Here is a 21,618-nt window from a genome sequence, read left to right on the forward strand (position 1 = left end):
GGATATATCGGCCGTATCGGTCGTGTTGCTCTTCGGGAAAATGCACAACGCGGGATTTCGCCGAATAGAATTCGCTAGCATCTGCGAGACATTGATGAACAGTCAAAAGATCCGGGCCACGCTTTGCTATTGCTCCATGGCACCCGTTCGCATTCTCTCATGCAATGCCAGCAAATGCGTTTGCTGCTGCGACGAGCCAGGCAAGGAGGAATTTCAACAGCGGATTCCATGTGGCGCAAGCGTTAACCGACACGACAACTCTCGGTCAGCTCTATGATCCTCCGGAATGGACCCCCAGTCGCCCAGCGAAAGATTGGTCCGTCGCGGTGACTACTGGACTTCGTTGGGCAGCGGTTGGCCGTCGAGACCGGCGAACAGGTTTTCGAGCGTCCGCTGCATCATCGTATGTCGCGTGCGGCCGGTGGCGCTGCCCAGATGAGGCGTGATGATCACGTTGGACAACTGGAACAGCGGATGATCTCGCGGCAACGGTTCGGGATCGGTGACGTCCAATCCCGCCGCTTGGATCGTTTCATCGCGAAGCGCTTCATATAAAGCTTGCGTATCGACGACCTGCCCGCGAGCCAGATTCAACAGGATCGCCGTCGGTTTCATCTTTCCAAGCTCCGCCGCGCCGATCATGCCCGCCGTCTCCGACGTCAGCGGACAGTTCAGCGAAACAAAATCGGACTCTTGCAGCAGATCATCCAGCGAGCGGTATTCGACGCCAAACTCCGCTTCGGCCTCGGGACGGCGGGACCGGTTGTGGTACAGCAACCGCATTTGAAATGCTTTGGCTCGCCGCGCTACCTCGCATCCGATCCTCCCCATTCCAACAATCCCCAACGTGCTGCCGGTCACTTCTTGGCCGATCAATAGCGCCGGGTTGTATTGCGTGAAATCCGCGCTTCGGGCGAACGCATCGCTGACGACCAACCTCCGCGCCGTCGCCAGCATCAGCGCGATCGTCAGATCGGCTGTCGCCGCGTCGACACATCCGGGCGTGTTGCCGACCGGAATACCTCGCGCCGCGGCAGCCTGCAAATCGATATGATCGACTCCAACACCGTGGTTGCTGATCACACGCAACTGAGGACATCGATCCATCATTTGGCCGTCGATCCGGACATGCCCGTAGGCCAAGATGCCGCGGGCGGCGGCGAAGTCGGCATCGGTCGCCGAATCGAAATAGCGCAGTTCACATCGTACCTGCGCAGGAGGCAAAAAGAACTCGGGCAGCGGATCGGTGAGGATGATGTCTTTCATGCCGGTGATTGTATACCCATTGGAGGACTGCTGCAGTTACTTGCTTGCGTTTTTCCGCGTTGTTATCGAACGTTGCAGCACCGATTTTGCAAATTGTGCAAACCAGGCGATTTGGGCCCCAAGGCGAACAGTCGACGTGGACCAAGGCATCACCGAAACGGCAAAACAGCGACCGAATAAGATCGGGCCCCAAAGGGACGGCACCGGTAAGTTGGTCTCAAATTTTCGTCCCCCCACGGTGCCGCCCGCTCGATTTCAGCAGGCCCTCTCTCCCCCTCCTGCCCAACCATCAATTCGGTCATAATCTCGGCAGCTGTATTTCATTTGCACACCCAATTTGGCGGCAATCCGTGCCTTACGAAACAACGCTCCATCACACCTTCGACAATGGCCTTGTCTTGCTAGGCGATAAAATGCCCTGGCTGCGCTCGGCGGCCTTCGCATTTATGTTGCCCGCCGGCTGCCGTTTCGAATCTCCCGACCGACTCGGCTTGGCAGGCTTTGTCAACGAGATGATCCAACGCGGAGCGGGCAATCACAGCAGCCGCGATCTGGTAGCAATCCAAGACAATTTGGGCTTGGATCGATCCAGCAGCATCTCCACGGCCCACGGCAGCTTTGGCGGATCGATGCCGGCCGAATCGCTCCCCGATGCGCTGACACTGTACGCCGATATGGTGATGCGGCCGCATCTGCCCGGCGACCAGATCGAAGACGCCCGCCTGATGTGTCTGCAAGAATTGCAAGCCGCCGAAGACGACCTGCCGCAAACGATGATGAACCGTTTGAAACAGATGCATTATGGCGACGTGCTGGGACGGAATTCTCTGGGGGACGAAGCGGGCTTGATGGCGATCGATGCCGCTGACATCCGATCGTTCTATCAACGTCGCTACCAACCCTGCGGCGCGATGCTGTCGGTCGCTGGCAACTTCGATTGGGACGTCGTTCGGTCGCATGTCGAAACGTTGTTCGCCGACTGGAAGCCCGGCGATCCGATTAGCGAAGAGCCGGTCGTTGGGACCGCCGGTTACGAACATATCGAACATCCATCCCAACAGACGCATCTGGGAATCGCCTTTCCCGCGGTTCGTTATGGCGATCCGGATTATTACCCGATGCGAGCCGCCATCGGCGTGTTGAGCGACGGGATGAGCAGCCGGTTGTTCACGCGGGTCCGTGAAGAGCGTGGGCTGTGCTACACGATCTCCGCCGGTTGCCATTCGATGCGCGAGGGCGGAGGTGTCTTCTGTTATGCAGGGACCACCGCCGAACGGGCGCAGGAGACGCTCGACGTCACGCTGCAGGAACTGCAAGGGATCGCCGATGGAATCGAAGAGAGCGAACTGGAACGGCTGAAGGTGCGGATTCAAAGCAGCCTGATCATGGAACAGGAATCGAGCGCGTCGCGGGCCTCGGCGATCGTTTCGGATTGGTACCTGTTGGGCCGCGTGCAATCGCGCGACGAATTGCAAAAGAAGATCGACGCGCTGACCACCGCCGACCTCGTCGACTACTGGAAACGCAATCCACCGAAAGACTTGCGGATCGTCACCGTTGGCCCCGAACCGCTGAAGGTTCCTTAAGCGACGCGATCCTTCGATCCAAACGCAAGGTCGTCGGAAACAAATGCCGCCGCCGACCTGCATCAAAACCCAACCTCTACTTGCATGTGACCCACTTAAGATGACTTTGGAATTCAAACAGCACACGCTCGCCAACGGACTGCAAATCATCGCGGAGATCAATCCGGCGGGATATACCGCGGCGTTTGGGTTCTTTGTTCGCACGGGAGCTCGCGACGAACGGCCCGAAGAATTAGGGCTCAGCCATTTCCTGGAGCACATGGTCTTCAAGGGAACATCGCGGCGGACCGCTGCCGATGTGAATCGCGAATTGGACGAACTAGGTGGCCAAGCGAACGCTTACACCAGCGAAGAGCAAACGGTTTATTACACGACCGTGTTGCCGAAGTACCAGGACCGGGCAATCGATCTGTTGTGCGACATCATGCGTCCGGCGCTGCGAGACGACGACTTCCAGACCGAACGTCAAGTAATCCTGGAAGAGATCGCCAAATACGACGACCAACCGCCGTTTGGTGCGTTCGAACGTTCGATGGAAACTTACTTTGCCGGGCACCCTCTGGGTGGCCGCGTGTTGGGGACTCCCGAATCGATCGGACAGATGACCTCGACCGCGATGCGTGGCTACTTTGATCGGCGATACGATCCCAAGAACATGTTGTTGTCGGTCGCCGGATGTGTCGACTTTGACGAGGTCGTTCGGCAGGTCGAATCGCTCGCCGGCGATTGGCCGACCGTCGAATCTGCGGCGATGACTCCCGCCACGACGACCGACGAACAAACGAAGATCGACCTGAAAGTCCCCGATTCCAGCCAGACCTACGTGATCCGTGTCGGTGCGGCCCCATCGATCGCCAACGATGACCGATTCGCCATGCGGATGCTGGTCTCGATGATGGGCGAAGAAGGGGGCAGCCGGCTGTTCTGGGATCTGATCGACACCGGCCGGGCCGATGTGGCGACGATGTGGACGCAAGAATTTCAGGACGCAGGCCTGTTGTTCACCTATCTAAGTTGTGCCCCCGAAGACGTCGACGCGAACCTGAAACTTGTCGATGGGGCGATTGAAGTTTTCGTTAAAAATGGACCGACCGACGACGAGATCGAACAGGCGAAAAACCGCATGTGTGCGGGACTGATTCTGTCGAGCGAACGCCCTAGCAACCGGATGTTTTCGATCGGCAACGCCTGGCAATTGCGTGGCGTTTATGAGACGCTCGATCATCAACTGCAGCGATACCGATCGGTCAGCGATAGCGATTTGCGACGCGTGTTGGCCGAATTCCCGATGCATTATCGAACCGAAGTCCGCACGGTCAGTAAATCGCCAGCGACCTAATCTTCGCAATCCTCCACTGATCCCTTGCCCATTCCCCAACCGCCCGCATCCGCAATCCCACGATGACTCAGCGACCTATGAAATTCCGCACACGCGCTATCCACGACGGCAACTCGATCGATCCGCAGACCGGAGCCGTCGTGCCGCCGATCCATCTCGCCAGCACGTTTCGCCAACCCGGAGCGGGTGAGTGGGGCGAGTTCGATTATTCGCGCAGCGGCAACCCGACGCGGTCGAACCTGCAAGCGACGCTCAATTCGCTCGAGGGAGCTGTCGGATCGTTAGCTTTCAGCAGCGGGATGGCGGCGACGCACTGCGTGACGATGCTGTTGGGCAATGGCGACCATGTCGTCGCCGGCAAAGACATCTATGGCGGCACCTACCGCTTGCTGCACAAGATCTGCGATCGCAACGGGATCTCGGTGACGCTTGTCGACATGACCGATCTGGACGCTGTCGCTGCGGCGATCCAACCGAATACAAAACTGCTGTGGGCGGAAACGATCGGCAACCCGCTCTTCTCGATCCCCAACCTCACCGCGCTGGCGGAACTAGCCCATTCTCGCGGCGCCCTGATCGGTGTCGACAACACCTTCGGAACGCCCGTCCTGGTGCGGCCGCTGGAATTTGGGATCGACATCGTCATGCACTCGGCCACCAAATACCTCGGTGGCCACAGCGATTGCTTGGGCGGAACCCTCTCGGTCGCCGTCAAAGAACTCTACGACCGACTCTATTTTGTCCAAAACGCAACCGGAGCGGTCCTCGATCCGTTCAGTAGCTTTCTGATCGGCCGCGGGCTCAAGACGCTGGACGTTCGGATTCGCGAGCAGAGCAAAACCGCGGCGCGATTGGCCGATTGGCTCGCCGCCCACCCTCGTGTCTCACGAGTCTATTACCCTGGCCTCACATCGCATCCCGGCCACGAACTGGCCGCGCGCCAATTCGACGGCATCTACGGTGCGATGCTCGGCTTTGAACTGGCGGGCGACTTCAAGGCGACCGCCGCGATGGTGGGCAAGACGCACCTGTTCCACTTGGCCGTCAGTTTGGGTGCGGTCGAATCGCTGATCGAACAACCTGCATCGATGTCGCACGCCAGTTACGATCCCGCCGATCGCGCCAAAGCTGGCATCTCCGACGCGCTGGTCCGCCTGTCGGTGGGTCTAGAAGATTTTGACGATCTACGACAAGATATCGAACAAGCCATCGAATCGGTTTGAATTTCCGCTGGCTGAAACGAGCCCGCAGCTCCCCCCCAAAAAGCTATCTCCCACTTTTTTGACGCCGATGTAATACCGTCCGCCACACCACGCCGCGCCCACTTAGAGCCCCATGGTCAATACTCTATTTCTACCCGAACTGCGTGAAATGCTTGCCGAATCGAACGATTCGGATCTTGCAGAGTTCTGCACGGCACTCCATCCGGTCCGCACGGCCGAGTTCATGGAGGGGCTGACAGCCAACGAGGCGTGGCAGGTTTTACAGCACGCCGACGTGGCGCTGCGAGCGGAGATTTTCAGTTATCTGGAGGAAGAGCGTCAGCTGGAGATCCTGGAACAAGAGGATCCGCAGCGGCTTGCCGACTTGGTCGCCGAGATGCCTTCGGACGATCGGGTCGACCTGATCCACGAACTGGAGGACGAGCGGGCCAACGAGATCCTGCCGCTGTTGCCCGAGGCCGAACGCCGCGACATCATGCGGCTGAAGAGCCACGCCGAAGAGACCGCCGGCGCGCTGATGACGACCGATTTCGTTCGGCTCTCCGCCTCGCTGACCGTTCGCGAAGCGTTGGACGACCTGAGCCGTCAGGCCGCGGATCACGAGACGATTTATTATCTGTACGTCGTCGACGAAGATCACCAATTGCGAGGGGTGGTATCGGGGCGTCAATTGATCGCGGCGATGGGAAAGCCCAACACCACGATGGGCGAACTGATGGACACCGATATCGTCACGGTGCAGATCGACGAAGATCAAGAATCGGTCGCCGAAAAGGTCGAACGCTACAACCTGCTGGCGATTCCCGTGGTCGACGAGGGCCGCGTGCTGATGGGGATCATCACGCACGATGACGTGATTGATGTGTTGCGCGACGAATTGACCGAAGACGTTCAACGGATCGCGGCGGTCGCTCCGCTGGATGAAGGTTACCTGCGAGAGAACATTCTCACGCTGACCTGGAAGCGAGGCATCTGGCTGACCGTCCTCTTTTTCGCCGCGATGTTGACAATGCTTCTGCTGAGGCACTACGACGTCGAGCTGGAAAAATTCATCTGGTTGGCCTGGTTCATCCCGTTGGTGATCAGTAGCGGCGGGAACACCGGCAGCCAATCGGCGACGCTGGTGATCACGGCGCTGACCAGCGGCGATGTGAAAGTTGGAGACTGGCGGACCGTCGCGATCCGCGAGGTCATGATGGGCGTGCTGTTAGGAGGTTCGCTGGGAACGATCGGATATATCTTTGCGTTGTTTGTCGCCCCCAGCCCCTACGCAGCGATCACGATCCCAATCACCGTGCTGTTGGTGATCAGCAGCGGAGCGATCGCCGGCGGCCTGCTGCCGCTGCTGTTCAAACGCTTGGAACTTGATCCCGCTTTGATGAGCAATCCGTTTGTCGCGGGGATCGTCGACATTTTAGGGATCATGATCTACATCAACGTCGCCCGCATCGTGCTCAGTGGCGTCGCGGAATAGCGGCTAGTGCTTCATCCATATTTGAATTTGAGGTAGTGGACGAGGTCACGAGCTCGCGCCAGAGATTATGGGGACTCGTGACCTCGTCCATTGCCATCAGTCCTAAAATCAAAGTTTGACAAACCACTAGCCACTGCCGCCATGATCATCGAGCGACGTAGCGGATATCGTCGAGATAAAACGTCACCGGTTTGCCTTGTCCCGCCAGCGACCAACCGAATCCCGTTTTAATCCGCGTCAGATCGCGACCGTCGAGCGGAATGCGGATCTGCTGCCACTGGTCGGTCAACCGAACATCTTTTCTTTCCACCTTGGCGGTGTCGCGATAGGGCTGGTCCCCATCGATCGCTCCCAGGACAAAGTTCACCACGTCGCCCCCTGCGGCTCCGCGAACCCAAAACTGCAATTCTCCCGCGGCGGACAAATCGAAACCGCCGGGCTGCGATCCGGTCCAATCTCCCGGCGGCGATTGCCAGAAAACACCTCCCCAGCCGTCGGCCGCCGTGTACTCAACTTGCAGACACGTTGGCCCCGAGTGCGGATCGTCGCGGCTGTCCAAAGTCATTTTGACAGCCGACGTGTTCCCCATGAATCCCAATGCCGCGTAGGGCTCGGTTTCCATCGCGTCACCATAAACGATCAACGGAAGCTTGGGCTTGGGCGACGCAATCGCGATCATTGGCGCATCGACGCGCAGCGGGATGTTGGCAACAGCGGCTCCACCTTTGCTGTCGCGAACATAAGCGAACAATCGATAGCCACCGCCTGCGTCGGGGACCGTTAGGACCGCTTGTCGAGAGTCCCCCACGACCGCATCGCTCAGCGCAATCTCTTCGGCTTGCCAATCGCCGCCGACGCCGACCGTTCCCGAATCGTGTCGCAGGATCAATTTGGTTATGAGCGGGTCGGACTCGGGATCGCTGGCAACCAACGTCGCCCGGATTTTGTCCCCCGGCTTCAGTCCATCGGTCTGTTCCAGCGAGAGGCGATCGATTTGAGGGCATCGGTTTTCGGGCGGCTTGCCCGTCCACGCTTCGGTCATCGCATCGACAGCGGCCAACCGCGATCCGTCGGGTAACAACATCCCGAACCATGTCGCCGTCGTCTCCTGTTTGTCACCCCACAAAAAGGCATACGAGCCGAGGCAGAGTCTCGATTTTTGGCGAGCCGCTTCGCGGAAGCCGACAGCGTATTGAGCCGCCTTGGCGGTGCTGGTCGCTTCGATCGCCGAACCCCACGGCGTCTTTTCGACCTCCCACGGTCCATGTGGCCCATGTTCGGTGACGATATAAGGCTTGCTGTCCCCGGCGGCGCGATACCGTTGATCCAGCGACGCGATCCCGCCATAAGAATTAACGCCGATGATGTCGATGTTGGGGCAATAGCGTTCGATCTGCCCGACCTTGTCCTGCCCCAGTTCGGCGATCACCGTCATCGTCGGATGCGCCGGATCGATCTGTTTGCAAACTCGGGCGATGTGGTCGACGGCGTACCAGATCGCTGGATTGTTGCCGTCTCCCTCCATCTCGTTGCCGATTCCCCACATCAAGACCGCCGGGTGGTCCTTGTATTTTGTGATCGCATCGACACAGGTCTGCAATTGAGCCGCAACCTCTGCTTCGCTCTGATAGTTAAAACCATGTCGCGGATGTCCCAACCACAATCCAACGCAGACACTCAAGTTGTTTTTGTGAGCGGTGTCGAGCACATGATCGAGATTTTCAGTCGACCAAGTGCGGATCGAATTCCCGCCAGCCGCCGACAAGCGATCCAAGTGCTGCGTCCCGCCGACGCCGCGAACGACGTAATCCTTGCCGCCGCGGAGCAGGCGAAATCCGTCGGTCTGATCGTGGTGAAGGGTTACTGGAATTTGAGCTGCCGTCTCGCCGACCACGATGAACACCAACAACGTCGCCAAAACGAGAGCTTGCAATTTCGATCGTTCTGCGAACATGAGAGACCTCGTTTAGGATCGTGGAAAGATCGGATCAAAGGATCTGCTGCCAGGGGAACTCCAGCTGATCGATCGCCTCAATCGGTGCCGAGGTGGCCAGCGTCGCCGACCACCGCGATGAAGGAGGACTGCGATGCAGCAGCCACCGCGAAGGGCCCGACTTTTCGTTGGCGACAGCGAAACGGAGACTCGCGTCGATTTCGATCTGCAAGGGACTGAGATAGAAGCCGTAGCCCGTCGCTTTTAAGACTGCTTCTTTGGCAGTCCAGTGATCGAACCACAGCGAATTGCTGGCGTCGAGCAACCGCTGCCGCTCGGTCTCGGTGTAAACCTGGCGGTCGATTCCCGGCCGCGACTTCATCTCGCGGATCGCTTCGATGTCGACGCCTAACGGATTTTGGGAACCAACCGCCAATAGCGCGATGTCTTCGGTGTGTGACAGATTAAAGAAGAGCGACGGAGCGAGCTGCATCGCGGCGAAGTCGACGATCGGCCGGCCCATCTTCTCCACCGCCAGGACGACTTCGGCGGCGGGGCGCTTCAGATAGCTGCCGAGAATAAATCGCATCGCCACGTGCGCCGAGGCGTACCGCAATCGCAGCGGTTGCGAAACGAAGCGACTCGCCTTCGCAAACTCCTCGTCCGACAACACCTCTCGAGCCAGCAGATCGTTCTCGGGGACCAGGCAATCGGGAAACGGGCCTCCGTTGGGCTCCAGATCGATCCGCCACAGATGGACGGTGTTCGGCGACAGAAGAGGAGACGAAAACATCCAGGCCAATCGGTTTTGGTTTGTGCAGCGGAGAAGAGCAGAATCTGTTGGGGGAGCTGTTGGCCCCTCCAGCAACATCAATTGTTATTTTCTAGTCTAATTTAGCCGCAGTGACGACGCCGCCGCCGGCCTGGCTAGGCATCGCGCAGCCGCAGGGCACGGAAAAGCGTATTTGTCCATCTCGCGTGCCCCAAAGCGGTTGCTTCGGCGAAGATAAATTTGATATCGTTAGTTCGATGAGGCCTGTTGCCCGAACATTCTAACCAACTTACCTATCCAAGGCAGTCTTTCATGGCAGACCAGAAGTCCGCACTCATTACCGGGATCACCGGCCAAGATGGTTCTTACCTGGCTGAATTGCTGCTCGAGAAGGGCTACCTCGTACACGGACTGGTACGCCGAAGCAGCACTTTTGGCACTGAGCGAATCGACCACATCTACCAGGATTTGCACGCCAACCCGACGCTGATGCTGCACTACGGCGACCTGACCGACGGCCAGGCGTTGACCAACCTCGTGCTCGATATCAAGCCCGACGAGATCTACAACCTGGGCGCCCAAAGCCACGTGCGGGTCTCATTCGACCAACCGGTCTACACGTTGCAAACCGTGGGCGTGGGGGCGTTGAACGTTCTCGAAGCCGCTCGACAACTGCAGAAGATCAAAGAGGTCCGCGTCTACCAAGCTTCCAGTTCGGAAATGTACGGTGATGTACTGCAGACACCGCAAACCGAAACGACGCCATTCAACCCACAGAGCCCTTATGCCTGTGCAAAGGTTTACGCGTTCCACCAAACCGTCAACTATCGCGAAAGCTACGGCCTGTTCGCTTGCAACGGGATCCTGTTCAATCACGAATCCGAACGCCGCGGCGAGACATTTGTAACCCGCAAGATCACCCGCGCCGCGACGCGGATCAAAGCGGGTCTGCAGAAGAAACTGTATCTTGGAAACCTGGACGCCAAACGCGACTGGGGCTACGCCAAGGATTACGTCGAAGGAATGTGGCGGATCCTGCAGCACAGCGAGCCGGACGACTTCGTGCTGGCGACTGGCGAAACTCAATCGGTGCGTGAATTCCTTCGCTTGGTCTTCGAGCAACTGGAACTCAACTGGGAGGATTACGTGGAGATCGATCCGCGTTACTTCCGGCCGGCCGAAGTTGAATTGCTGTTGGGCGATCCTTCCAAAGCGAAGGAAAAGCTGGGCTGGACCGCGTCGACCGACCTCCGCGAACTGGCTCGCATCATGGTCGAACACGACCTCGAACTGGCACAGCGCGAAGCTCACGCCAAGACGTTTGTCGCTGGCAGTGCTTAAAAGAATCGGCGTCCCCGCACAGAATGGCAGGGAGATGCACATCGTTGCAGCGATCGAGAAATGCCAGCGAGCCAGCAAAGGCTGGCTCGCTAATTTCACTGCAGCGTAAAATCCGTTTAGCAGTCGTGGCGGAGGTTTACCGCCATGCACCTCGAGCAACCTTTGTGTTATGCTGCCGATGTGAAGCCCCTCAAATTTTACCGGTAAGGTAAATGCAGGCGGCTGGCGGTTCAGGCGATGGCTGCACCGAGGCTGTCTATCCATCCTACAATTTTCCCTTCGACCGCCACGATGCTTTCCGAAGGGGCACGACTCAGGAGTTCAAACGAATGTCACAAGCTGAAATGACCAGAGAAGCTTACAAAGTCAAAGATATTTCGCTGGCCGAATTTGGTCGCAAAGAGATCATGCTGGCCGAAAACGAAATGCCAGGCTTGATGGCATTGCGTGAAAAGTACGGCAAATCGAAGCCATTGGCTGGCGCTCGCATCGCTGGCTGCTTGCACATGACGATCCAAACCGCCGTTCTGATCGAGACCCTGGTCGAACTGGGCGCCGACGTAACTTGGAGCTCGTGCAACATCTTCAGCACCCAAGACCATGCCGCCGCCGCGATCGCAGCCGCTGGCATCCCGGTCTACGCTTGGAAGGGAATGAGCGAAGAGGAATTCAATTGGTGCATCGAACAAACGCTGACTTTCCCAAGCGGTGAAAAACTGAACATGATCTTGGACGATGGCGGTGACTTGACCGCGATGGTTCACGAACGCTTCCCCGAACTGCTGGACGACATCCGCGGAATCAGCGAAGAGACGACCGCCGGTATCCACCGCCTGCAAGTCCTCGAGAAGAAGGGCCTGTTGAAGGTTCCTGCGATCAACGTCAACGACTCGGCGACCAAGAGCAAGTTCGACAACCTGTATGGCTGCCGCGAATCGCTGGCTGACGGCGTGAAGCGAGCCACCGACATCATGTTGGCGGGCAAAGTTGCTGTCGTCGCCGGTTACGGTGACGTCGGAAAGGGCTGTGCCCACAGCCTGCAACGCTACGGTTGCCGCGTGATCGTCACCGAAATCGATCCGATCAACGCGCTGCAAGCTGCGATGGAAGGCTTCGAAGTCACCACGATGGACAACGCCGCCAAAGAAGGCAACCTGTTCGTCACCACCACCGGTAACAAGGACATCATCCTGGGCGAGCACATGGCTGCGATGCCCAACGATGCAATCGTCTGCAACATCGGTCACTTCGACACCGAAATCGACATCGCGTGGCTGGAGCGTGAAGTCGCTGCGGGCAAGGTCACCAAGCTGAACATCAAACCAGCTGACATCGGTGCCGTCGATCGCTACACCTTCGCCGACGGCCACTCGGTCATCGTTCTGGCTCAAGGCCGCCTGGTTAACTTGGGCTGTGCGACCGGACACCCAAGCTTTGTGATGAGCACCTCGTTCACCAACCAATGCTTGGCTCAGATGGAACTGTGGTCGAACACCGATCAATACGAAGTCAAAACCGTCTTGCTGCCGAAGCGTTTGGACGAAGAAGTCGCTCGCTTGCACTTGGATAAGCTGGGCGTGAAGCTGACGACGCTGACCGAAGACCAAGCCGAATACATGGGCGTGCCAGTTGAAGGCCCTTACAAGCCCGACCACTACCGCTATTAATCGACTGCGATCGGGGTCCAGTGAACGCCTTCATTTGGGGGCATTTTCGACACCCGATCCAGCGTTAACCAAATGATGATACGGCCGCGCGTTGCGAAACGCGTGGCCGTTTTTTATGGCACCATCGCGCCGGCCGCCCGAACGATTTAGCTCCCGCTGCCGTAGAAGCTACCGAAATCAAGCTGGGCCAACGTGAAATCTTGGAGAGCTGCGATTGACTTCTCTGCCGGCACGTTGATACTAAAAAGAAGCTTCATTCACTCCGAGACCTATCCGTTGCATTCCCCACGCGCTCGATTATCGACGCTGCTGCTGTACTTCCTGCTATTTGCAGGTGGACCGGGAATGCATTACGCCCCGATCTTTGGGCTGCACGGTCACGGCGATTGCTCGCACGCCAACTGTCCAACGGAAAAGTCTGTCTGTCACGACGGATGTTGCCACGAGGCGGCACCGACCGATTCGGTTGCCGATGTTGCGACGGACTGTGATGGAGCTTGTGCCCTTTGCGATTTCTATTCGCACGCCAATCCAACGATCGCCTCACCGCAGCGGCTTGCTGCGGACGACGCGATTGCACAGGCTGACCCTACGACAACGGTAGGGCATCCCAACGAAAACGTTGCTTCTTATTCACCGCGCGGACCGCCGCGTGTCTAGGTATCGCTAGCGATGCTTACGCATCCGCTGGAAGTCTGTCTGCGCGATAGCCTCCGTTTAGATCCCCTGAAGATCTGCTGCGCGCCGCTGCTCGATCGCCCCAGGAAACCGAATTTGGTTCCTACGATCCGAGTTCATCCGAATACCTATTATCTCATTCATTGATAAGAAGCCATTGATGTTGTCCTCAAAACACGCACGCCCTCGCGGCGGCTTTACGCTGGTTGAACTGTTGGTCGTGATCGCGATCATCGGAATCCTGGTCGCCTTGTTGCTCCCCGCCGTGCAAGCCGCTCGCGCCGCCGCACGACGAACCCAGTGCAAAAACAACTGCAAACAAATCGGCCTGGCCTTGCACAACTACCACGATTCGTTCCGCCAGTTCCCCGCCGGATGGATCAGCTACCAAGGCGAGTTCGAACCGGGTTGGGGCTGGGCTGCCGCGATCCTGCCGTTCGCCGAACAGAACAACGTCTATGAGCAGATCGACTTCCGATTGCCGATCGAAGACAGCATCCACGATGCCGTTCGCGAAACGGTCCTTTCGATGTACATCTGCCCTAGCGACATCGCCCCGGACCAGTTCTTGATCGCCGAAGGTTCCGGCGGCCATGTCCACTCGCACAGTGCCAGCGTCGTCGCTCCGACCTCGTATGCGATGAGCAGCGCGATTGTTGAAAGCGTCGATCACGACGGCCCTCATCTGTTCACCGTATCGAAGTCGAACTATGTCGGCGTCTTCGGATCGTTTGAGATTCACGACAATCCCTATCGCGGCGACGGTGCGTTTTTCGCTGACAGCCGCTTGCGTTTCCGCGACTTCGTCGATGGCACCAGCAGCACGATGATGGTTGGCGAACGCTTCGGGCGTCTAGGAAGTGCGATCTGGCACGGCGTCATCCCCGAAGCTGCCGAGCCCGAAGCACGGGTCGTTGGCGTAACCGACCACTCGCCGAATTCGGATCACATGCACTTCGAAGACTTCAGCAGCGAACATGTCACCGGAGCTCACTTCACTCTGGCCGATGGCTCGGTCCGAATGATCAGCGACACGATCGACCTGGACGTCTACCGCGCGCTGTCGACTCGCCAAGGTGGCGAACCGATCCAGAACGCCAGCTTCTAACATGCTGCTTCCATCCCGGCGCCGCTCGGAAACCAACGGCGTCGGGAAACGCTACAGCTGCGAAACCAATCCTACTGCCGGCCGAATCGTTAAGACTTTACTGGCCTCGCCGGCGTAAACGCATTGGCGAATGCCGAGACCAGCAACCAAGTGATCAAGAAATAGATCAGCATTCCGGTCGCCGCCCACCACAGCGGCGAGTCCTTGGGAACGACCTGCAAAACCATCTCGGCGACGGGATGATGGATCACGTAGGCGATCAAAGCGTTCTGGCCAAACAGCGCAAACAGCCGCACGCGCAGCGATCCTAGATCGCAGGCGAGCACAAAAAACGCGTAGACCACACAGGTCATTCCGATTGAAAACCAGATGAAGCTTTGCGTGACAACTCGCTTGTCCATCATCCAGTAGTTCAGTTTTCGCTGCTCGGTTCCCGGCGGCTCCATAAACGGAGCTTCCGCCAATAGCGATCCCCACGATCGTCCTTCCAGGTTCGCCCACGGCGGGACGACCGGCGACGCGGCAAACCTTTCGTCTTTGTCGCTAACCACCGGAACCGCATTGGTTTCGCGGACATCATAAAGCGTCGTCAGGCAAGAAGCGGCATAGCCCAGCCCCATCAAGACGGCTCCGCTGACAAGCAGCACGCCGACGGCGCGGCGAATCGATTGACTCGACATGAGGTCATAGACCAACGAACCGGCCAGCATCACCACGCTCCAACTGATCAATCCAAAGCAACCGCCGTCCCACGCGCGGCGGCCGGTCGTTCCCAGCCAATCGTCGAACCAGTTCGGTTGTCCGTAGACGAACCAATAATTGAACCATCCCGACAGCGCAATGTGCAGGATCGACAGACCGATCGCGATCGCCAAACGCACCCGCGGCGAGCACTCGATCACCGGTACCAGCAGCAGTTGCGTGACGCCGATGATCGCCAACACCTCCCACAAATCCGCTTTGATCAGTTCGGCGATAAACTTATGCACCCCCGCCGAATCGACGCCTGCCCACGTTTTGAAACTGCTGCCCAATCCGTACAGCACCAACGACAATAGCACCAATCCGAGCGAACGACGCAGCATGCCGATCCACGTTGCCCGGCGGCCCGCTTTCGCAACCTTCTTGATCACCGACAGCCGATAGGAAAAACCGCAGGCGAACAGGAAACCGGGCATGATCGAATCGGCCCAGCTGAAGTGCGTGTTATTGTGCTTGAGCACTTGGTGCGTGATCGACAGTCCGCCCAAAAAATTGACGACAAACATTCCCGCAACGGCATAGCCACGAAACTGGTCCATCGAAACAACGCGAGACGACCGAGCCTCGGTCGCCACCGGATCTACCGCGGCTGAAGACATCGAATGCACCTGACGAGAAAAGAGAAAAAAAGCAAGGCAAACGCGAATCCGTAAAAGCTACAGCCGCAAGAAGATCTTCTGCTTCTCCAAACTGCGGACAAACGTCCACGTGATCAGAAAAAACAGCAACAGTCCCGATGCGACATACCAGCCGGGTGAGTCTTTGGGAATGAACGGCTTGACCGCCATCCCGACCATTTCGTGCAACACGTACGCCGCCAACGCATTGGTTCCAAACGTCTGGAAGAACGACCAACGCAGCGTTAACAGATCGCACGCGATGTAGAACAGCAGATAGACCAGCACCGAAACCCCAGCGCAGAACGTGACGTACGACAGCGTCCCGCCGCGTTGGCTCATCATCCAGTAGTTCCATTTGCGATGCGACTGGTCGGGCGGCGCCACAAACGGCGGCTCGGCTAGCCGGTCGCTCCACGATTTCGCGTCCCACCAACGGTGAAACTGTGCGGCGGTTGGCAGCACCGGATCGTCCGCCAGCTTTGAATCGCTGACCGAGATCGGCAGCGCTGGCGTCACGTCGTACATTCGCGTCCCACACGACATCGCGTAACCAAGCAGAATCAAACCGCAGCCCCAGCCGGCCAGACGCAGCAGCGGCGCGCGGCCGGCCCCCGCAATCACAGCGTCGCAAACCAATGTGCCCATCAATGTTGGAACCGACCAAGTCAAGAAGCCCAACGGCCCGCCATCGATTCCGTTGGGGCTGGTGTTCACCCATGCGTAGTTGAACCAATACGACAGCAGCACATGCGCGATCGCACTTCCTACCATCCACAAACAACGAACCCGCGCGGTGGCGGCGATCACCGGCAGGATCCACAACGAAGTCACCGCGATGTGCATCAGCGTTTGAAACCAGTTCCGCTTCAGCAGTTCCGGCAGGATCCCCGCCGGCCCCAACGCAACCAACTCTTCCCAGGTGCTTGCAGGAGGGGAGACGTTGTAGATCACGATCGAGACAAGCATCAGTCCCAACAGACGCCGCACCATCCGCCAGTTGGCCGCCGCGGCGCCATCGCGCTGCACTCGTCGACCAAACGTCAATCGAAAGGCAAACCCAACCGCAAACAAAAACTGCGGCATGATCGTGTCGGCATAACTGCAGTAATCGTGATGGTGCTTCAACACCGCTGGCGAGACGGAAAAGCTGGCCAGGAAATTGACTAACAACATTCCGACAACGGTATAACCGCGGAATTGATCCAATGACACGATTCGCTTGCGACTGTCGGATCGATCGACGGCAGCGGATGGGTTTTCGATGGCTGCCGTCATTTTCTGGAGTTCGCCCGTTGAGGGATTTAGCGTTTGCCGGAGCGTTGCCTGTGGCAGGCCCCGGTGCGCGCGATGGTGCGGATGGTTTGTAGGTGTTTTTTTGTGAGCTCGAGAGCGGAGTTTGGGAGGAGTGGGCGGTGTAGTAATGGGGCCCGCGAGCGGAGCTGGGGAGATTTGACGTAATGCAGCGGCCCGCGAGCGGAGTCGCGGGACCACGGTGCGCGGGACCACTTTTTACTGCGAAGATAATTATTGCGTGGCGGCGGTGGCGGTTTCAATCGCTTGGATCGCCGATTTGGCGTCGCTTCGAACTTTCTCGTCCGAAGTTTCCTCGATCGCCTTTTGCAACTCAGGAATCGCTCCCTTCGCAAATGCCCCCATCCGCCCCAACTCGCGTGCCGCTTGAGCGTTCTTCTTGAGGCTGTTCTTGCGGTGAAGCATCTCGATCAGATACTCCTTCTTCTGATCGTCAGATTTTGCCATCTGCCCCGGCGCTTGCGGTTCGGTCGCCGTCGGCTCCGGATCGCCACCACACCCCATAATTCCAAGACTTCCAATCGCCAGAGCGACCCAAACGACAACGCGCATCATATCTCGAGTACCCTCAAATGGAATGCCGCGGATCGCATGGACGGCGATGCGTCCGAAAGCCCGCGGCGGGTTGAATTTGATCTTCAGGAAGCAGACAACAACGCTTCCTCGACACGACACCGCAAGCCTTCCAAGCGGGCGGTGTCGTGCGCAGAAATCACAAAACGTGATGGAACGTGGCTTAGAGACCGGTGAGGGCTTCGCCCCCACCGATCGTCGAGCTGCCGCGATACAGGGTCATGTCGATCGTCTCGCTGACGAAACGGACCGCCCCGTCGGCCAACAGGAACATCCCGCCGCCCGGATGTTGGCTGCGGAAGTTCGACGTGCTGTTGAGCCCGCCGTTGGCACTGCTGGTGGTATCGCGTTGCTGGTCGCTACGGTCGCCTCCTGAATCTAGCGCCATGTAGCTGTCGGTGACGGGCCATTTGTTCAAGCGTTCCATCGTGCAACCAAAGGCGTTGGTTCCCAGCACGCTCGGCAGATCCTCGTCTCCAGGCTGGCCAACCAACCAGCCAAAGTTGGCTTCGAACCGCTGACCACCAAAGTCTGGATTGGTGCAGTTCACCCCGCGGCACAGCGGCCAGGCCGATCCCCCAGCTGCTTCGCCCATCGCAAACGTGTTGCTTGTCCCATCGGTCACCTCCGCAATCCGGACCTTCGTCGCGCGATTGAACATCCCTTTTTCCGAAGCCGGAATCGGGCCGTTCAAATAGCCCTTCTTCGATCCTCGTTGACGACGACCATCGGCAGCGAGGATGAACCCAGATGCCTGTTGGTCAGCGCGGTCCCAATCGACAGCCCATGCATCGTTGATCCCTTTGCAGAAAGCGTAGTGCATCGCCCCAAACTCAGGCACACCGATACTGGGAGAATGGATTTCATCCCCCGCCGGTCCCCATTGAGCGACCGGGTTAGTCGGCCCGTTCGTCGCCGAAGGACAGATCGCCGTCTCCAGCACCACCGTTTCGATGTCCGAACTGGCGGCCGCGTCGTACCAGTCTCCGTTGACACCAGGTGCGTCTTGCAACGCCGTCTGTTCCATGAACGGCAGCAATGCGATCGTCGCATGGGTTTGCACGTACATGTAACCATCGCTGGCCGCCCGCGGCACATCGCCCATAGGGAACGCCCTGTAAACATCGTGGAACGTGTGCATCGCGATCCCAAACTGCTTCATGTTGTTGGTGCACTGCATCCGACGGGCGGCTTCGCGAGCCGCTTGAACCGCTGGCAATAACAAGCCAACAAGAATGCCGATGATCGCAATAACGACCAACAACTCGACAAGCGTGAAGCCTGTCTTTCGAAAACGCGGACCTTGGACACAAGACATGTCATGACTCCGAATCGATAGATTTAAGAAAAGTTGCGAAGCGAGCGCTTGCATTGAATGTCGACGCGGCGCTCAGCGCGACGTGTTAGACATCTCAACGCTGATTAGATTCGATTACACTCTACAGTCAAGAGATTTCTCTCCGCAGAAGTTTTAATTCTGCGCAAAGCGATGCCCCGAAGTAATGCTGCCATCCTCCGACGGCGACAGTCTGCAGTCAGAAGAACCGCGCACAACCCAACATCTCAATCAACAGGAACCGCCACAGCGACACACCAAAGGAGGGGACGGGCATTTGCTAGAAATCCAGCAAATCGCGGGAGAGCCACCACGATCGACAGCCTTCAAGCCGTTCACACGGTACCGCGACCAGAGGCGGTAATCAGACAGCGCCGCTCTCCAGCTGCCGCCCAACATCGCGCGGCCGACGGAGAGCACCGGTGGGCAAAAAAAATTTCCCCAAGCAGACAATCTTCATCTCATCTACCCAATCCGCTGACGATTTCAGCGGCGTCCGGTGTCGATTCGACGACGCTTCGAGCGCAGCCCAACACTGCCGCCTTACATCGGCAGCACATCTTCGTCGACCTGCGGCAGATCCTCGAGACTGCCCAATCCGAATAAGTTCAAGAAACGCTGCGTCGGATAATATTTGGGGACCGCGCGGCCCTCTCCTTCGGCTTTCTCTCGCGTGACGTCCAACAAGCGTCGCCGGACCAATTGATTCAACAGCGGACCACAATCGCGGCCGCGTTGATTGGAGAGATCGGGAGCCGAGATGCCGGGCTGGTAGGCGACCAAGGCCAGAATCTCCAGAGCCACCTGCGACAGCCGCGCCTCGCGCACTTTGCCGTAAAAGACACGGCGAACCGCATCGACCTCGGGCGACAATAACATCCGGTAGCCCCCCTGTTCCTTGTCAATCCGCATCGCGTGCCCATCCTCGCGATAGATCGCGTTGAGCGATTCGATGATCGATTCGACCTCCTTGGGACTCACATCGCGCATCACGCGAGCGAGTTCTTTGGCGGTCAACGGCTTGTTTTCGGGGTGCCCGATGAACAACGCGGCTTCGACGATTCCCTCGGGCGTCGGCGGTTCGATCAGCTGTTCGTCGATCGGATCGATTTCAGCCGCCGCCGCCTCCTCCACCGCTTCGGTGTCGGCCACTTCCGCAGGCGGCGGTTCGGGCATCAGCCCAGCTTCAACCATCGCCTCGGCATAAGCTGCGCCGAGATCGTCCAACGAAAAATCGTCTTCTGCTTCGTCTTCTGCTTCGTCTTCTGCTTCGTCTTCTGCTTCGTCTTCTGCTTCGTCTTCTGCTTCGTCTTCTGCTTCGTCTTCTGCTTCGTCTTCTGCTTCGTCTTCTGCTTCGTCTTCTGCTTCGTCTTCTGCTTCGTCTTCTGCTTCGTCTTCTGCTTCGTCTTCTGCTTCAACCTCTGCTTCGTCTTCCTCGGACTCGCCTAGCTCATCGACGAGTTCGTCGTCGACCTTGGCTTTACCTTCTTGTTCCTCGTCGGCAGTGTTGTCGTCATCCATGGTTGATCACACTTTACGCGGGGCTAGATTGAAACGAAGATCGTCGGCGGCGACATCGCGCCGCGCAGACTTTGCACGCTGGCGTGCCGACTTAGAAGCTCAAAAGTTGAAAGGATTAAAACCATTCTTGGGTTGTCGGCTTCAGCACGATTTCCGGCACATGAGCTCGCGGCGGCAGCGAGGCGATCGAGACCATCAGCGCACCAAAGTCCTCTGGCTGCAGGATCGAATCGCGATGCTCTTGGCTGACCGGATTGGGGCGTTTGTCCAACAGCGGCGTATTGACTTCGCCCGGATAGACGTTGGTGATCCGCACACCTTCGTCGCGGACTTCGTTCGACGCCGCGGTTCCCATCGCAGTCATGGCGAACTTGCTGGCACAATAAGCGATGCCGCCAAGCTGGATCGCGCGTTTGCCGGCGATGCTGGAGATGTTGATGATCAGGCCATCGCGGCGAGCTCGCATCGCGGGCAGAACAGCATTCATCACGTTGTACCCGCCGGTCGCATTGATCGCCAATACTTGGTCCCATTGCTCTGGCTGCATCTGCGCCATCGAACGGGTCGCGATGTTGATTCCCGCCGCGTTGCAGACGATATCGACAGGGCCGATCGTTTCGGCAACCCAAGCGAACAGCGAGTCGACGCTCTCGCGATCGGCGACATCAGCCGACCGGACAGCGATCGGGTGGGGCGAAGCGACCGAATCAGCAAATGTTTGCAACGTTTCGATCCGACGTCCGGCGATCACCACGCGGCAGCCCGCTTCGGCAAACCCGCGAGCGATCCCCGCGCCGATCCCCGTCCCGCCACCGACGACGACGGCGACCTTATCCTTCAAAACACTCATCCTGTCGAATCCCTGTTCCCGATGTACGAATTTACACAACCCCAGCGAATCCGCTGGCGAGCTTCCATTGTTGATAACGTCTTCAATATAACGACTGTTAAGATCCCGAATACCGACGATCGCCAACAGCGATCGGGCTCAGCGGGGGCTCATCGAGTGCGAAACGTTTCCGCGGCAGGCGGTCGCCCCGCCGCGAGGTCCGGGGCAATTCAGCGGTTGCAAGTTGAGGCATCCGCCAGCATGCGTTAGCATCCGGTT

At 58.3% G+C, this 21,618-nt stretch carries 17 protein-coding genes; 8 read left to right on the top strand and 9 right to left on the bottom strand.

Annotation, left to right across the window (positions count from 1 at the left end; translation table 11 throughout):
• Nucleotides 1–330 precede the first annotated feature (330 nt).
• Entirely contained in the window at nucleotides 331–1,266 is a 936-nt protein-coding gene (locus tag EC9_RS14475; RefSeq protein ID WP_145346334.1) for a 2-hydroxyacid dehydrogenase, read from the bottom strand.
• A gap of 350 nt (nucleotides 1,267–1,616) precedes the next feature.
• Between EC9_RS14475 and EC9_RS14480 the strand changes: the two genes are divergently transcribed.
• From EC9_RS14480 to mgtE, 4 genes are all read left to right on the top strand, one after another.
• Nucleotides 1,617–2,852, top strand: coding sequence for a M16 family metallopeptidase (locus EC9_RS14480; protein ID WP_246105682.1), 1,236 nt, complete (start codon nucleotides 1,617–1,619; stop codon nucleotides 2,850–2,852).
• 100 nt (nucleotides 2,853–2,952) lie between these two features.
• Nucleotides 2,953–4,191, top strand: coding sequence for a M16 family metallopeptidase (locus EC9_RS14485; protein ID WP_145346336.1), 1,239 nt, complete (start codon nucleotides 2,953–2,955; stop codon nucleotides 4,189–4,191).
• Nucleotides 4,192–4,253: 62 nt separating this feature from the next.
• Complete coding sequence (locus EC9_RS14490; protein WP_246105683.1) at nucleotides 4,254–5,414, top strand: trans-sulfuration enzyme family protein; 1,161 nt, start codon at nucleotides 4,254–4,256, stop codon at nucleotides 5,412–5,414.
• Between the two features lie 112 nt (nucleotides 5,415–5,526).
• Complete coding sequence (gene mgtE, locus EC9_RS14495; RefSeq protein WP_145346338.1) at nucleotides 5,527–6,888, top strand: magnesium transporter; 1,362 nt, start codon at nucleotides 5,527–5,529, stop codon at nucleotides 6,886–6,888.
• Nucleotides 6,889–7,033: 145 nt separating this feature from the next.
• Here the strand turns inward: mgtE and EC9_RS14500 are convergent, their stop codons facing one another.
• Both EC9_RS14500 and EC9_RS14505 read right to left on the bottom strand, forming a co-directional pair.
• The gene (locus EC9_RS14500) at nucleotides 7,034–8,842 is read right to left on the bottom strand and encodes a glycoside hydrolase family 2 TIM barrel-domain containing protein (protein WP_145346340.1); all 1,809 of its coding nucleotides are present in this window, start codon (nucleotides 8,840–8,842) and stop codon (nucleotides 7,034–7,036) included.
• 34 nt (nucleotides 8,843–8,876) lie between these two features.
• The gene (locus EC9_RS14505; RefSeq protein ID WP_218934144.1) at nucleotides 8,877–9,614 is read right to left on the bottom strand and encodes a 4'-phosphopantetheinyl transferase family protein; all 738 of its coding nucleotides are present in this window, start codon (nucleotides 9,612–9,614) and stop codon (nucleotides 8,877–8,879) included.
• 291 nt (nucleotides 9,615–9,905) lie between these two features.
• On the opposite strand from EC9_RS14505, the gene gmd reads away from it, so the two are divergent.
• The 4 genes from gmd to EC9_RS14525 all read left to right on the top strand — a co-directional run bounded on the left by gmd (nucleotide 9,906) and on the right by EC9_RS14525 (nucleotide 14,387).
• Nucleotides 9,906–10,934 carry a GDP-mannose 4,6-dehydratase gene (gmd, locus tag EC9_RS14510; protein WP_145346344.1) on the top strand — a complete coding sequence of 343 codons (1,029 nt, stop codon included), beginning with the start codon at nucleotides 9,906–9,908 and terminating at the stop codon, nucleotides 10,932–10,934.
• Nucleotides 10,935–11,263: 329 nt separating this feature from the next.
• Complete coding sequence (ahcY, locus tag EC9_RS14515; protein WP_145346346.1) at nucleotides 11,264–12,601, top strand: adenosylhomocysteinase; 1,338 nt, start codon at nucleotides 11,264–11,266, stop codon at nucleotides 12,599–12,601.
• 276 nt (nucleotides 12,602–12,877) lie between these two features.
• Nucleotides 12,878–13,261: a hypothetical protein gene (locus EC9_RS14520; RefSeq protein ID WP_145346348.1), complete on the top strand. Its 384-nt coding sequence runs from the start codon at nucleotides 12,878–12,880 to the stop codon at nucleotides 13,259–13,261.
• Nucleotides 13,262–13,439: 178 nt separating this feature from the next.
• Entirely contained in the window at nucleotides 13,440–14,387 is a 948-nt protein-coding gene (locus EC9_RS14525; protein WP_145346350.1) for a DUF1559 domain-containing protein, read from the top strand.
• An 89-nt stretch (nucleotides 14,388–14,476) separates the two neighbouring features.
• Here the strand turns inward: EC9_RS14525 and EC9_RS14530 are convergent, their stop codons facing one another.
• The 6 genes from EC9_RS14530 to EC9_RS14555 form a co-directional block, all read right to left on the bottom strand.
• Nucleotides 14,477–15,748, bottom strand: coding sequence for a heparan-alpha-glucosaminide N-acetyltransferase domain-containing protein (locus EC9_RS14530; RefSeq protein WP_145346352.1), 1,272 nt, complete (start codon nucleotides 15,746–15,748; stop codon nucleotides 14,477–14,479).
• A gap of 57 nt (nucleotides 15,749–15,805) precedes the next feature.
• Nucleotides 15,806–17,044, bottom strand: a complete 1,239-nt coding sequence (locus tag EC9_RS14535; RefSeq protein WP_145346354.1) for a heparan-alpha-glucosaminide N-acetyltransferase domain-containing protein — start codon at nucleotides 17,042–17,044, stop codon at nucleotides 15,806–15,808.
• Nucleotides 17,045–17,293: 249 nt separating this feature from the next.
• Nucleotides 17,294–17,755 carry a hypothetical protein gene (locus EC9_RS14540; RefSeq protein WP_145346356.1) on the bottom strand — a complete coding sequence of 154 codons (462 nt, stop codon included), beginning with the start codon at nucleotides 17,753–17,755 and terminating at the stop codon, nucleotides 17,294–17,296.
• A 61-nt stretch (nucleotides 17,756–17,816) separates the two neighbouring features.
• The gene (locus EC9_RS14545) at nucleotides 17,817–18,971 is read right to left on the bottom strand and encodes a DUF1559 family PulG-like putative transporter (RefSeq protein WP_218934823.1); all 1,155 of its coding nucleotides are present in this window, start codon (nucleotides 18,969–18,971) and stop codon (nucleotides 17,817–17,819) included.
• Nucleotides 18,972–19,532: 561 nt separating this feature from the next.
• Entirely contained in the window at nucleotides 19,533–20,510 is a 978-nt protein-coding gene (gene scpB, locus EC9_RS14550) for an SMC-Scp complex subunit ScpB (RefSeq protein ID WP_145346360.1), read from the bottom strand.
• 115 nt (nucleotides 20,511–20,625) lie between these two features.
• On the bottom strand, nucleotides 20,626–21,360 hold the full coding sequence (locus tag EC9_RS14555) for an SDR family oxidoreductase (protein WP_145346362.1): 735 nt from the start codon (nucleotides 21,358–21,360) through the stop codon (nucleotides 20,626–20,628).
• Nucleotides 21,361–21,618 lie beyond the last annotated feature (258 nt).

It is taken from the genome of Rosistilla ulvae (assembly GCF_007741475.1).
Classification (GTDB): Bacteria; Planctomycetota; Planctomycetia; order Pirellulales; family Pirellulaceae; genus Rosistilla; species Rosistilla ulvae.

Coding starts and splice junctions, on each gene's coding strand:
- EC9_RS14555 (WP_145346362.1), bottom strand. CDS start 21,360: ATGAGTGTTTTGAAGGATAAGGTCGCCGTCGTCGTCGGTGGCGGGACG.
- EC9_RS14525 (WP_145346350.1), top strand. CDS start 13,440: ATGTTGTCCTCAAAACACGCACGCCCTCGCGGCGGCTTTACGCTGGTT.
- EC9_RS14535 (WP_145346354.1), bottom strand. CDS start 17,044: ATGACGGCAGCCATCGAAAACCCATCCGCTGCCGTCGATCGATCCGAC.
- EC9_RS14545 (WP_218934823.1), bottom strand. CDS start 18,971: ATGTCTTGTGTCCAAGGTCCGCGTTTTCGAAAGACAGGCTTCACGCTT.
- EC9_RS14475 (WP_145346334.1), bottom strand. CDS start 1,266: ATGAAAGACATCATCCTCACCGATCCGCTGCCCGAGTTCTTTTTGCCT.
- EC9_RS14500 (WP_145346340.1), bottom strand. CDS start 8,842: ATGTTCGCAGAACGATCGAAATTGCAAGCTCTCGTTTTGGCGACGTTG.
- ahcY (WP_145346346.1), top strand. CDS start 11,264: ATGTCACAAGCTGAAATGACCAGAGAAGCTTACAAAGTCAAAGATATT.
- EC9_RS14505 (WP_218934144.1), bottom strand. CDS start 9,614: ATGTTTTCGTCTCCTCTTCTGTCGCCGAACACCGTCCATCTGTGGCGG.
- scpB (WP_145346360.1), bottom strand. CDS start 20,510: ATGGATGACGACAACACTGCCGACGAGGAACAAGAAGGTAAAGCCAAG.
- EC9_RS14485 (WP_145346336.1), top strand. CDS start 2,953: ATGACTTTGGAATTCAAACAGCACACGCTCGCCAACGGACTGCAAATC.
- gmd (WP_145346344.1), top strand. CDS start 9,906: ATGGCAGACCAGAAGTCCGCACTCATTACCGGGATCACCGGCCAAGAT.
- mgtE (WP_145346338.1), top strand. CDS start 5,527: ATGGTCAATACTCTATTTCTACCCGAACTGCGTGAAATGCTTGCCGAA.
- EC9_RS14490 (WP_246105683.1), top strand. CDS start 4,254: ATGACTCAGCGACCTATGAAATTCCGCACACGCGCTATCCACGACGGC.
- EC9_RS14530 (WP_145346352.1), bottom strand. CDS start 15,748: ATGTCTTCAGCCGCGGTAGATCCGGTGGCGACCGAGGCTCGGTCGTCT.